General features: G+C 30.9%; 16 protein-coding genes. All 16 read right to left on the bottom strand.

Features of this window, described 5'->3' with window-relative positions; translation table 11 throughout:
* Positions 1 to 12: 12 nt before the first annotated feature.
* The 16 genes from AC0LWJ_RS02745 to spoIIIAE all read right to left on the bottom strand — a co-directional run bounded on the left by AC0LWJ_RS02745 (position 13) and on the right by spoIIIAE (position 12,460).
* Positions 13 to 468: an arginine repressor gene (locus tag AC0LWJ_RS02745; RefSeq protein ID WP_474237060.1), complete on the bottom strand. Its 456-nt coding sequence runs from the start codon at positions 466 to 468 to the stop codon at positions 13 to 15.
* Positions 469 to 478: 10 nt separating this feature from the next.
* On the bottom strand, positions 479 to 1,345 hold the full coding sequence (locus AC0LWJ_RS02740; RefSeq protein WP_474236915.1) for an NAD(+)/NADH kinase: 867 nt from the start codon (positions 1,343 to 1,345) through the stop codon (positions 479 to 481).
* Between the two features lie 66 nt (positions 1,346 to 1,411).
* On the bottom strand, positions 1,412 to 2,206 hold the full coding sequence (locus AC0LWJ_RS02735; RefSeq protein ID WP_474236916.1) for a TlyA family RNA methyltransferase: 795 nt from the start codon (positions 2,204 to 2,206) through the stop codon (positions 1,412 to 1,414).
* 73 nt (positions 2,207 to 2,279) lie between these two features.
* A complete protein-coding gene (gene dxs, locus AC0LWJ_RS02730; RefSeq protein ID WP_474237061.1) occupies positions 2,280 to 4,139 on the bottom strand; it encodes a 1-deoxy-D-xylulose-5-phosphate synthase in 1,860 nt (619 codons plus the stop codon).
* Positions 4,140 to 4,150: 11 nt separating this feature from the next.
* Entirely contained in the window at positions 4,151 to 4,729 is a 579-nt protein-coding gene (locus AC0LWJ_RS02725) for a hypothetical protein (RefSeq protein ID WP_474236917.1), read from the bottom strand.
* A 734-nt stretch (positions 4,730 to 5,463) separates the two neighbouring features.
* Positions 5,464 to 6,348, bottom strand: coding sequence for a polyprenyl synthetase family protein (locus tag AC0LWJ_RS02720; protein ID WP_474236918.1), 885 nt, complete (start codon positions 6,346 to 6,348; stop codon positions 5,464 to 5,466).
* Positions 6,341 to 6,571, bottom strand: a complete 231-nt coding sequence (gene xseB / locus AC0LWJ_RS02715) for an exodeoxyribonuclease VII small subunit (protein WP_474237062.1) — start codon at positions 6,569 to 6,571, stop codon at positions 6,341 to 6,343. Before xseB ends, AC0LWJ_RS02720 begins: the two co-directional genes overlap by 8 nt.
* Positions 6,564 to 7,772 carry an exodeoxyribonuclease VII large subunit gene (gene xseA, locus AC0LWJ_RS02710; protein ID WP_474236919.1) on the bottom strand — a complete coding sequence of 403 codons (1,209 nt, stop codon included), beginning with the start codon at positions 7,770 to 7,772 and terminating at the stop codon, positions 6,564 to 6,566. Before xseA ends, xseB begins: the two co-directional genes overlap by 8 nt.
* Positions 7,773 to 7,830: 58 nt before the next feature.
* Positions 7,831 to 8,229 carry a transcription antitermination factor NusB gene (gene nusB / locus AC0LWJ_RS02705; protein ID WP_474236920.1) on the bottom strand — a complete coding sequence of 133 codons (399 nt, stop codon included), beginning with the start codon at positions 8,227 to 8,229 and terminating at the stop codon, positions 7,831 to 7,833.
* Between the two features lie 9 nt (positions 8,230 to 8,238).
* Positions 8,239 to 8,469 carry a DUF2273 domain-containing protein gene (locus AC0LWJ_RS02700; protein WP_474236921.1) on the bottom strand — a complete coding sequence of 77 codons (231 nt, stop codon included), beginning with the start codon at positions 8,467 to 8,469 and terminating at the stop codon, positions 8,239 to 8,241.
* A gap of 2 nt (positions 8,470 to 8,471) precedes the next feature.
* Complete coding sequence (gene amaP, locus AC0LWJ_RS02695; RefSeq protein ID WP_284679182.1) at positions 8,472 to 9,005, bottom strand: alkaline shock response membrane anchor protein AmaP; 534 nt, start codon at positions 9,003 to 9,005, stop codon at positions 8,472 to 8,474.
* A 63-nt stretch (positions 9,006 to 9,068) separates the two neighbouring features.
* Positions 9,069 to 9,461: an Asp23/Gls24 family envelope stress response protein gene (locus tag AC0LWJ_RS02690; RefSeq protein ID WP_474236922.1), complete on the bottom strand. Its 393-nt coding sequence runs from the start codon at positions 9,459 to 9,461 to the stop codon at positions 9,069 to 9,071.
* A 59-nt stretch (positions 9,462 to 9,520) separates the two neighbouring features.
* On the bottom strand, positions 9,521 to 10,084 hold the full coding sequence (locus AC0LWJ_RS02685; protein ID WP_474236923.1) for a SpoIIIAH-like family protein: 564 nt from the start codon (positions 10,082 to 10,084) through the stop codon (positions 9,521 to 9,523).
* Between the two features lie 19 nt (positions 10,085 to 10,103).
* Positions 10,104 to 10,679 carry a stage III sporulation protein AG gene (gene spoIIIAG, locus AC0LWJ_RS02680; protein ID WP_474236924.1) on the bottom strand — a complete coding sequence of 192 codons (576 nt, stop codon included), beginning with the start codon at positions 10,677 to 10,679 and terminating at the stop codon, positions 10,104 to 10,106.
* Positions 10,680 to 10,699: 20 nt separating this feature from the next.
* On the bottom strand, positions 10,700 to 11,287 hold the full coding sequence (gene spoIIIAF, locus AC0LWJ_RS02675) for a stage III sporulation protein AF (protein ID WP_474236925.1): 588 nt from the start codon (positions 11,285 to 11,287) through the stop codon (positions 10,700 to 10,702).
* Between the two features lie 9 nt (positions 11,288 to 11,296).
* The gene (gene spoIIIAE / locus AC0LWJ_RS02670; protein WP_474236926.1) at positions 11,297 to 12,460 is read right to left on the bottom strand and encodes a stage III sporulation protein AE; all 1,164 of its coding nucleotides are present in this window, start codon (positions 12,458 to 12,460) and stop codon (positions 11,297 to 11,299) included.
* Between the last annotated feature and the right edge of the window lie 3 nt (positions 12,461 to 12,463).

Here is a 12,463-nt window from a genome sequence, read left to right as displayed (position 1 = left end):
AACCCTCCAAAATCACTTCATTAATTTATTCAATCTATCAAGGATCTCTTTCATGGATTTCTCTGTTCTTACAAGCATGAAAATCGTATTATCTCCTGCAAGAGTTCCAACTACATCATTCCAATTCAGTGTATCAATTGCCTCTGCTGCTGCTGGTGCAGTTCCAGACAATGTTTTAATAACTATTGTATTTCCAGCATAATCAATATTTACAATGGAACCAGCCAGTAATGTTATTAATTTATCAGTAACATTACTGTTTACTTTTTTCATTGTTGCATATTTGTATTTAGTCCCATCATCACTTAGAACTTTTATAAGTCTAAGTTCTTTAATATCACGTGATACAGTTGCCTGTGTCACATTAATCCCTTCTTTTTGCAATGCTTCTGCTAATTCTTCCTGTGTTTCAATTTCATTTTTATCAATTATCTCCAGTATTTTTGCGTGTCGTATAATTTTCATTATTTATAACACCTCATCTTATGTTTGTATTTCTTTCAGATAATTTGTCTCTTAACAAATCAAAAAAATTTGTATTTTCAATTTTTATTAAGTTTGTATACTTGCTGCTCTTTTTGATATAAACTAAATTTCGGCTGTTTAATTTATAACCCTGCTGTCCATCAGTTGTAACCATGATATCCTGATTTTCATCGGCTATTTTCAGTTTCACCTTATCATTTGATGAAACTATTATGGAACGAGAATGTAAAGCATGAGGACAAATAGGGGTAATTATAAGCAATTCAAGATTTGGATATACTATAGGTCCTCCAGCAGAAAGTGAATACGCAGTAGAACCTGTAGGGCTTGATATTATTACTCCATCTGATAAATATGTATCAAGATATTGGTCATTCACATATGCTTCAAGCCTTACCATATGCGGAAAAACACCTCTCGTTACAACAATATCATTTAAAGCCATGAATTTTACTATTTCCATATCATTATTTATAATACTAGCCTCAAGCATCATTCTCTTATCAATTGTATACTCACCATTATATAATTTTTCCATAGCAGCAAAAATATTGTTACTATCTACCTCTGCTAAAAACCCTAAATGCCCCAAATTTACTCCAAGTATAGGAGTAGAGTAAGGTGCACACTGTCTGGCAATGTTTAATATCGTTCCATCTCCACCTAAAACTATTAAACAATCACATTCTTTATATATCTCTATGGAATCTTTGCCATATTCAGGATATTCTATTTTTGATGCTATTATTTCATTTAAAAAAGGTAACCCATTGTGCTCCAAAATCCATTTAACAAGTATTTTTGTCGTTTCTAAATCCTTATCCTTATGTATATTCGGTACAATTCCAATTTTTTTCATAAAATCACCACATAGTTATACATATTCATACCCCTTATTCTATATAAATTTTAAATATCCTTCTTTTTAATTTAAATTTTTATGTGCTGTTTCTACAACATTGGGAATATTTATATTTATATTACCAGATGGACGCTTTACCGCATAAATAAGATATTCTATATTGCCTTCTGGTCCTTTTATAGGCGAGTAAGTAATACCTATTATATCATACGACAAACTTTTACATATTTTATTTACTTTCTCTAAAACATCAATATGAACACTCTTATCCTTTACAACACCTTTTTTCCCAACCTTTTCTCTCCCTGCTTCAAATTGTGGTTTTATAAGTGCGATTAATTCACCATTTTTTTTAAGAAATTTGTCAACAGAGGGTATCACTATACCAAGTGAAATAAAAGATACATCAATTGTTACAATATCAACCATTTCAGAAAGGGTTTCAAGATACCTTATATTTGTTCTTTCCATATTAATAACACGGGTATCATTTCTAAGCTTCCAATCAAGCTGACCATAGCCAACATCAACGGAATATACTTTTAAAGCCCCATTTTTCAAAAGGCAATCGGTAAATCCTCCCGTTGAAGCTCCAACATCCAGTGCAATTTTATTAAATGTGTTAATCCCAAAATATTTCAAGGCTTTTTCTAATTTTAACCCCCCGCGACTTACATATGGAAGCAGCTTTCCTTCTATTTTTATTTCCGTATCAATATTTACCATGCTTCCAGCTTTGTCGATTCTTATTCCATCTGCAAATACTTCTCCTGCCATTATAGAAGATTTTGCCTTTTCTCGTGATGGAAAAAAGCCTCTATTAACAAGTAGGACATCAATTCTTTCTTTGCCTTTCATTTGACCTCACCTCTATGAATATCCCGTTATATAAACCTGTGTAAGTTTAAAGACGCAAATGTATTATAATTTATTACATTTCTCTATACAATCTTATTATCTTTTCTTTTATAGAATCACTATCCAAATTATATTTTTTTAACAAGGTATTAACATCCCCATGTTCAATAAATTTATCTGGAAATCCCAATCTTACAACAGGTTTATATATACCAAATTTATTGAGTAATTCTAAAATAGCGCTACCTATCCCTCCGTTAATAACATTATCTTCAATTGTTATAATATATTTTGCTTTATTTGCAATATCAAGAATTAATTCACTGTCAAGAGGTTTAGCAAATCTTAAATTTACAACATATGGATAAACCCCTTCTTCATATATTTTATCTCTGACTTCTAAAGCTATATTAACCATATTCCCAAATGCAAATATGGCAACTGTGTTTCCTTCTGATAAAATTTCAGCTTTTCCAAGTTGTATATTACACTTCCTATTAACATCATAGCTATCAACTTTCCCTCTTGGATACCTTATTGCGCAGGGTCCTGTCAATGTTCTTGAAAATTTTATCATTTCCACAAGTTCATCAGCATTTTTAGGTGACATTATTACAATATTAGGAATAATCCTCAAAAAAGAAATATCAAAAAGTCCTTGATGTGTTTCTCCATCTTCCCCGACCAATCCTGCTCTATCAATAGCAAGTACAACCGGTAATTTTTGTATGCAAATATCATGTATAACCTGGTCATATGCTCTTTGTAAAAAAGTTGAATAAACAGCAAAATAAGGTCTGAATCCGTTTATTGCCATGCCCGCAGCAAATGTTGCAGCATGTTGTTCTGCAATTCCTACATCAAAAAACCTGTCAGGTATTTTTTCAGCAAAATGGTTTAAACCTGTACCATCAGGCATTGCAGCAGTTATAGCTACAATGCTATGATCATTTAAAGCCATTTTTGTAAGTGTTTTTCCAAAAATATCTGAATAGGTATCGCGTCCATTTTTTTTAAATTCACCGGTTTGAATATTAAACGGTGATGCTGAATGAAATTTATCAGGATTTTGTTCAGCATGTATATATCCTTTACCTTTTTTTGTAATTGTATGAATTAAAATAGGACCTTCTATATTTTTAGCTCTATTTAAAACCTCTATTAAAGCATTTATATCATGTCCATCAATTGGTCCTAAGTATTTAAACCCAATTTCCTCAAACAACATGCCTGGTACCACTAATTGTTTTATGGAATATTTTAATTTTTCTACTGATTTATAAATACTTTTTCCTATAGGAGGAATTATATTCATTATATTTTCTATGTCTTTTTTAAACCTAAAATAATATGGATCTGTCCTTATTTTACTTAAATACATCGATATACTGCCAACATTTTCAGATATCGACATTTCATTATGATTTAATATAACGATTAAATTTGTTTTTGATCTGCCGGCATCATTAAGAGCTTCAAAAGCCATGCCCCCTGTAAGTGCACCATCACCTATTACAGAAATTACTGAATATTTTTCGTTGTTCAGATCTCTTGCTTTTGCTATGCCTAAGGCTGCAGAAATGGAAGTACTGCTGTGACCTGTTTCAAATACATCATGTATGCTTTCACACCTTTTGGGAAAACCAGAAATACCATTAAATTTTCTAAGCTTGTCAAATTTACTTTTACGTCCTGTTAAAATTTTATGAACATATGACTGATGTCCTACATCCCATATTATTTTGTCAATTGGAGAATTAAAGACATAGTGTAATGCAATGGTAAGTTCTACAACCCCGAGATTTGATGCCAAGTGACCGCCGGTTTTTGAAACATTTTCTATCAAGAAGCACCGTATTTCCTTAGCTAATAATTCAAGTTCATTTTTATTAAGTTTTTTAAGGTCATATGGAGTATTGATATTTTCAAGCAATGAATGTTCACTCACTTTCTGTTTTTGTTTCTATAATCAGAAAAAATATTTATACCGATATTTTTTTCAATCCATGCCAAAAATATGCCTGCAATGTAAATAATGGATTGGTTTTTATTTATGCCAATATTTTTTCCTATTGCTTTACCAGCTATTGTAACTGCAGATAATAAACCACCTAATATAGTAAAATAAATGGTGCTTTTTGTACCTTGAATTGATAATTTAATAATTATAGTTGTTAATGCTGCACCTGAAATAATACCGCTTATATCACCTACTACGTCCATGCAAAAAGTAGTAACAATGTTTACATTCCTTATAAGTTTTATTGATTGCTTCGCGCCATATACTTTATTTGCTGCCATGGAATGAAATGGCTTTTCATCCCCTGTTGCAACAGCTATTCCAATCATATCAAATATTATTCCAATAAATACTATTAATAAAAGAATGAAAAATGCAATGATTACATTACTTTTTTTTAAAAGAATATCAGAAGAAAAACTAAAGATAATAGCTAATAAAAATGTCATAACTGTGATATAAGTAATCCCTTTAAATTGTGCATGAGAATTTTTTGTTTTCATATAAAAAAATAAACCTCCAGTATGTAGAGAAGTGGCAGCATATTGAGTAAATTTTGCGGCTTAGGTCCAGTAGGGTTTCCCAGATAGATGCCGTATGTCACCATTCGGCGATTTCTCATTAAATCTATCTCTACCTTGTTGCCAATGGTAGAACTGGATTACCACTTAGTCCACACTGTAATCCTCAATATACCTCTTTTCGAACAGCCTAGGAGCTTTCCTCTACAGCCTGTTAATTCCTATCCTCTTTTGCAATTCGGGTTTAACCAGCAATAGCCTAAATCCAAGAGCTCTTTGAATTAAGGTTTAAACTGGTTTCCACCGGAATCACTCAAGGCAGGCTACACTACCCACAGCTTTTCACCGCTAAGCAGGTTCACCCTAAGCCGTGGCAAACTACCACGGGAATAGGTCTCCACGGAGAGGGGGTCAACGCCCGCATGCCATTGCAGATCGCCCCTCTCTCCTTAACTCCCAGCACAAGCCCTCGACTGGGCGTCGAAAGCCAGCACCAAGAACTTCATCGATATGCCCTTGACGGATTTTTAGGCCCGTCCTTAGAATTAACAGTACTGACTAGCTAGGATACTGTGCCACTTCAAGACATAATAAATTATACCATACAGGAAATATTATTATCAAATGCCTTTTGGGTAAGTACTTGACCAATATAAACTATTTTGCATGTATTATACGTATTAACTATATCGGGTATAGCTATGCTCTTTCAATCATCAGTTTGCTCGTTCTGCCATATAATTGGCTAAGTTTTTTAAAAAATTTCCCTTTGTTCCAAAAAAATCTAATATTTCATTTGCTTTTAAAGTTAATTCATTAACCATTTCATTAGACCTTTTTAGTCCAAATACTGTAATAAATGTTGATTTTCCGTTATTCGAATCACTTCCAGTCTTTTTACCGAGTTTTTTTTCATCACCTAAGACATCGAGTAAATCATCTTTTATTTGGAATACAAGTCCAATATAATCCGCAAAACATTTTAATTTATTCACCGTATCTTCGTCTGCACCACCCATATATGCACCAGAACTCACTGCTGCTTTAATCAAATCTCCTGTCTTACGCTTATGCATAAATTCGAGTTCTTCGATGCTTATATTTTTATTTTCCGATAAGATATCTATCACCTGTCCAGCAACCATACCCCTGCCTCCAGAAGCATTTGCAATTTCCTTTGTTGACTTTAATATATTGTTGCAAAGCCTTGGATTATCAAGTGCATACTGTATTAAGATTTCAAAACCATAATTAAGCAATGCATCACCAGCCAATATCGCTATGGCTTCTCCAAAAACCTTATGATTTGTGAGTTTTCCCCTCCTTAAATCATCATTGTCCATTGCAGGAAGGTCGTCATGTATTAAAGAATAAGTGTGAATAAATTCTATTGCACAAGCTACCGGTAATACATCTTTTATGCTTCCGCCAACAAGTTCGCATGTCGAAATACAAAGAACCGGTCTTAATCTTTTGCCACCGGCAAAAGTACTGTATCTCATTGCATCAAACAAAATCGAAGGTTTATCACTTATATCAAGTAGTTTTTTAAGTTCTTCATCTACTATGTTCACTATTCTTTTAAGTTCCTCTTTAAACATCTTTTTCCTCCTGAAAATCGAAAGGAATTTCTTCTTTCCCATTTATTAATATGGTAATTTTCCCTTCAATATCATTTAATATCTCCTCAAGCTTTTTAGATATATCAAGTCCCTCTTTAAAAAGCCTAAAAGATTCGTCAAGGGTCAAATTGCCTCTTTCAAGAGCTGAAACTATCTTTTCAAGCCTGTCCATATTCTCTTCGAAATTCAATTCTTCATTCATCATACTGCACCTCATCTACAATACATTTAATATTTCCATCTTTAAAAAGAACATATATACAGTCATTTTTCTCAATTTTTTTTGCTGATGTTATAATATCCTTCTTATTGTTATCCATTGCAACTGTATATCCCCTTTTTAATACATTTAACGGACTTAAAGAATTTAATTTGTCTATAATTCTTATGTAATTGGCTTTTTTGTTATTAATTATGCTATTTATACTATTATACATTATTCTTTCTAAATCTTTTAATCTTCTTTTAAATTCTTCTTTTTGCCTTACAGGATTTTCACGAAAAAGCTTTGAGGTTAATATCTTAACATAATCCCTTCTGTTTTTTATTATGTTTAATATCGTCTCCTGCAATCTATATTTTATATTACTTAACTGATTTATATATATATTCATGTCTAACACTGCAAGTTCTGCAGCCGCAGAAGGTGTAGGTGCCCTTAAATCCGAAACAAAATCAGATATTGTGAAATCCGTTTCATGTCCTATTGCTGATATAACCGGTATTTTAGATTGAGATATTGCCCTTGCAACTTTTTCTTCGTTAAATGGGAATAAATCTTCAAAAGATCCGCCTCCCCTACCTAAGATAATTAAGTCAATATCATTTCTTTCATTTAGTATATATAATGCTTTTTCAATTTCATCTGCCGCTGAATTTCCTTGGACAAGTATTGGCATGATTATTATGTCTATTGATGGTTTTCTTCTTTTTAATACAGATATTATATCATGTACAGCTGCACCTTTCATTGATGTTATAACTCCAATTTTTTTTGGGTTTTTAGGTAAAGGTTTTTTTCGGCTGATATCAAAAAGACCTTCATTTTTCAATTTTTCCTTCAATTTGTCAAATGAGATATATAATGCTCCTATTCCATCTATCTTTATTTTCTGAACATATAATTGATATGTTCCGCTTCTTTCATATACAGATATTTTTCCGGTTGCTACTACCGATATACCATTTTGTAATTTGATATCAAAGTCCTCAATAAACTCTTTAAACATAATACATTTTAGACATGAAGTTTCATCTGTCAAGGTAAAAAACAATGCTTGATTGTGATACTTTAAATTTGAAATTTCACCTTTTACCATCAAATTTCTTAAAATCACATCACCATTAATTAATTTTTTAATATATTCATTTACTTCTTTTACCTCGAGAGCCTTTAAAAACATTAAATAACCTCCACTGTTTATGATTGTCATTAATATATTGCATGTATAATCATAATCTTTATTTTTTTACTTTTACAAGATTCCCAAGAATTCCATTAATAAAAGAGGGTGACTTTTCTGTACTATATTCTTTTGCAACTTCTATTGCTTCATTTATCGTTACACTTACAGGTATATCATCTCTATATAGTATTTCATAAAAACTGCATCTTAAAATAGCAAAATCCATTTTAGCTATCCTATTAATATCCCAATTTTTTAAATACTTTTTTATCCTGCTATCTATTTCATCTATGTTTTCAATAATACCATAAACAGATTGTACTATATAATCTTTTTGCTCACCGGGTTTATTTGATTTAAAAAAGTTTTCAAGTATTATATCAATATCCAATTTGGATACATCATATTGATACAACATCTTTATTATCCATTCCCTGGCTTTTGTTCTATTCATTTAATTTAATCATCTCCCTTTTTTCCATGGAGGAAGCAAGTTGTTAAAAAAGTCATCATAGCTTTCTCCTGAGTCAAACTTACTACCAATATAGTAACCCAAAAAAATTGCAAAACCAATAAATATAGTCTTAAAAACACCAATAAATAAAATACATAGGGCTATGATTAAACCCAAAATTACTCCTAAGATTTTCCCACCATTTTTTTTTATTATTAGCAGTAATTCATCTTTATGCATAATCATTCCACCTTTAATTTCATTGAGGAATTTAAATTAATTACATTTACATAGATATTATCCAAATAAATTGATGTTGTACCTTCTATGTACTCTTTAATATCCTTTTGTAAATTCTTAATTATATCCGGTATATTTAAGTCTGGTAATACTGTAATATCCATATTTAAAACTATTTTATCATTATTCCTTGATACATATATATTTTTGGTTTTTATTCCTTCTGTATTCCTTGCTTCTCTTTCTGCTAAGCTTATAATGGTATCAAATGAAATGCCAATATCACCATAATTACTGTTAATTATTATCGACTTAGTAGTGGAATTTTTATTTGTTCCAGAAAAAAACAATAAACCGCTTGCTGCAACAGTCAGAATTCCAATCAATGCGTATAACCAATTGTTTTGTATTTGTTCAAGCGCAGGAATAATATCATTTACCTTTATTAAATTAAATCCTAAACCGATTAGCAAAATAGATAGTAACACAATTACAATGATAAAAATTATAATTAAAATTCTATCAATAACTTTCATTAATACCTACCCTCCAATTTAAATTTAACCCTCTGTCTTTGCCAGAGGGTTTTGAATATTGAATTAATCTGCTTTTACGCTTTCTTGTGATTTTTGTTCTTTCTCCATATTTACACCTTGTACATGTATGTTAACTGCTACAACCTTTAGTCCCGTCATTGTTTCTACAGATTTTTTTACATTTTCTTGAATATTCCATGCAACTTCTGGTATTCGTACACCATAATCAACTATTATAAATAAGTCTATCGCTGTTTCTTTTTCGCCGACTTCGACCTTGACGCCCTTTGAAAGATTCTTCCTTCCCAACATTTCAGTAATTCCATTTACTACACCGCCACTCATACCTGCAACACCAGGTATCTCAGTTGCTGCAATTCCTGCTATGATAGCAACAACCTCATCTGAAATCTTTATTGAGCCAAATTCTAAGTCTTGACTTATATTTTCCTCCATAATCTACACTCCTTTCATAATAATATTATAGCAAAAAAAAATTTACTTTACAAACAAATTTAATTAATTCTATTCATTATCTTGATATTATCAATAGATATCCCTGTTTGTCTTGTGACAATATCCTGTATCTGTGCTACCTCCTGTTCAGATAATTTATCTGCTTGAACAATGACATTTGCCGTGTCATTATCTATAAGAACAACAGCATCTTGAAATCCTTTCGCTTTAATAAGATTTTCTATTGCCATTTCTTTTTGTGTGACTTCTGTTAGTTTAATTATCTGATTTTGTGCTTGATCCCTTGTTTCCTTTGTTGTGTTTTTATTGTTTACAATTTCTTTAAGGGCATCAAGACTGCGGCTCCTATTTACTTCTCTCTCTTCTCTGTATGAAGCAAACAAGCCTGACGCTAAGCTGCTTGATAAAGCCTTTGATGAAGTATTGGTACTGCTTGTATTTAGAGACTTTACTTTTTCTGTTTGGCTTGTATTCGTTACTTGGTTTTTACCCCCTGTTTCTTTATTGCTTTCATTTTGATAAGTATAATTAATAACAAATGCAATTGCGATTAGTAAGATCAATGAAATTATTGATATTGATTTTTTCTTTAAATACATCATTTTTATACCTCCTAAGATTTTAATTTGATGAAATTACCTTTACTTTGTATGCCGGTATACCAAGGGCTGTTTGTACTGCAGATAAAAGTTGATATTGGATATTGGGGTTATCGGCACCCTCTGCAACTACAATAACACCTCTTATTTCCGGCATTACTTTCTTTAAGATTATAGGTTGATTTTGCCCAGTAGTTGTTTGGGATGTAACTATTTTATTATTTGTTTCTGTCTGTGTAGTTACTCTAGTACCTCCATTATTATCTTTTTCATTTGTTGAAGTTTCAGATTGTACAGAATCCGTTGCTGCTACAACTTCTTCATCTGTATTCAAGGTAATCATTACATCGACTTTTCCCACCCCATGTATTTTAGAAAGTACATTTTCCAAATTATTTTCTACTTCCTTTGCGTAATCATTATTTATATCTTGTTTTATTACCATCTGCTTATCGCTGTTTTTATTTGTAGGTTGTGGTTTAACAAAGACACTTGCGCCAATTAATATAATTAAACCAATTATAAATATTATAATGAGGTCATGGACGGTTTTACTGTCTGTCTTTAATATTTTTTCCTTTAGTTTGTTAAGATACACATCTTATCCCTCCTTGCATTTTAATTCTCTTTTATAGTTATATTCTTCAGTGGAACATTATAGAAGGTACTTATATCATTTTTAATATCATTTAAATCAATTTTCCCATTAGAGGAATTAGTAATTTTAACAGATATATTTTCTATTTTTTTATCATCATCTCCGTTTTTTTCTGTAGGATTTGTTAATGCTATATATAGATTATTTATTTTGCCAAAGTTTTTATCATTAATATCATCAATTATATCAAGATTTATATCTATATTTGATGCATTTATTTTCGATGAAATTCTTGATTTAATTTGTTCACATAGTCTTTTTTTAAATTCTTTTCCTATAAGCATATCTCTTTGTTTGTTTGCCTCTTTTGAAGCTGTATTTACATCAAATCTTTCTAAATTATAGCTACTGCTAATTACAGCATTATTTATATCAAATCCACCCTTTAAAAAGTTTAAAACAGGATTTATTATGGTTATCATTATAATAAGTCCTATTACAACCTTCACATACCTTTTTAAATTTGATGAGGGTATCATAAATTCAAATATAACAGATAATATGGAAATATATGCAATTTGAATAATCCAATTTTTAACTAATTCCATGTTCTTCACCTACCTCATCATTACACTTACACTTGCAGCACTTATTACAGCAGTTATGGATAAAAACATCATTACTGTTACAGATGCAAGTGCAGCAAAAATGTATGTTATAGATGTAGATAGATCAGATAGAAAAGCAACTATTTTTTTGTCGGCTATAGGTTCTACTAAAGCTGCAGACAGTTTGTATATAATCAGAAGTACCATGAGTTTTATAAGGGGCAATGCCGATATCATAATAATTGCAATTAATCCAAAAGTACCAACTGCACCTTTTATTAAAAATGATGCTCCTATTATTGCATCTATACTTTCTGACAAAATTCCACCGATAACCGGTAGAAATGTGCCTACAGCATATTTAGCAGTTCTTGACAGAACGCCATCGGCTATTGATGAGGTTAAGCCCTGTATTGTAATAATGCCCAAAAAAATACTTAATAATATTGATAAAGACCCTGTACAAACTGTCTTTATAAAATCAGCCAGCTTGTTAAGACTAAATTTGTCGGATATATTACTCACTATCTTTATTACAGTCATAAATAAAATGGCAGGAAAAACAAAATCCCTTATTATTTGTGCTGTAAATTCAACTGCCAAAATTACTGCTGGTTGAAAAAAAGATGCCGATACCATTGCGCCAACAGAAACCAACATTGTTATAAGCATAGGCAAAACAGCCTGCATAAAATCAACCATGCTGTTAATGGTATCCCTGCCTATTGTAAGTGCTCCCATAAAACTTTTTATTGCTATAATTATTAAAACAGCATATACGGAAATAAATGCTATTTGACTTATCCCTTCCCTTTCAAAAGAACCCTCAATATTTGTAAGTACAGCACTTATTATTGCCAAAATTATTAACTGAATAAGTAACTTTATAGATGATGATATTTCTTTAAAAAATAAATTTAATATATTATTGAAAATATCTTTTATATTAAAAGTCTGTTTTCCTGAAAGCATGTTAGTTATGTATGTTTTTATATTTGTTACCGGCATTATATTGCCATTCTTGTCATTAATTCCATTTAAAAGCGAATCTATTTCATGTGTATCAACACCTTGTATTTGTGATTTTATATCCAAGTTATCATCTGCATAAACCACTTTTATTGAAACTGTTAATAAAATTAAGATTGTAATTAAAATTATACTTTTCCGCATGTT

Source organism: Aceticella sp. 75b-Ac (genome assembly GCF_056032965.2).
Note: the sequence above shows the minus strand (reverse complement) of the source record. Positions and strands in the feature narration are given on the sequence as shown.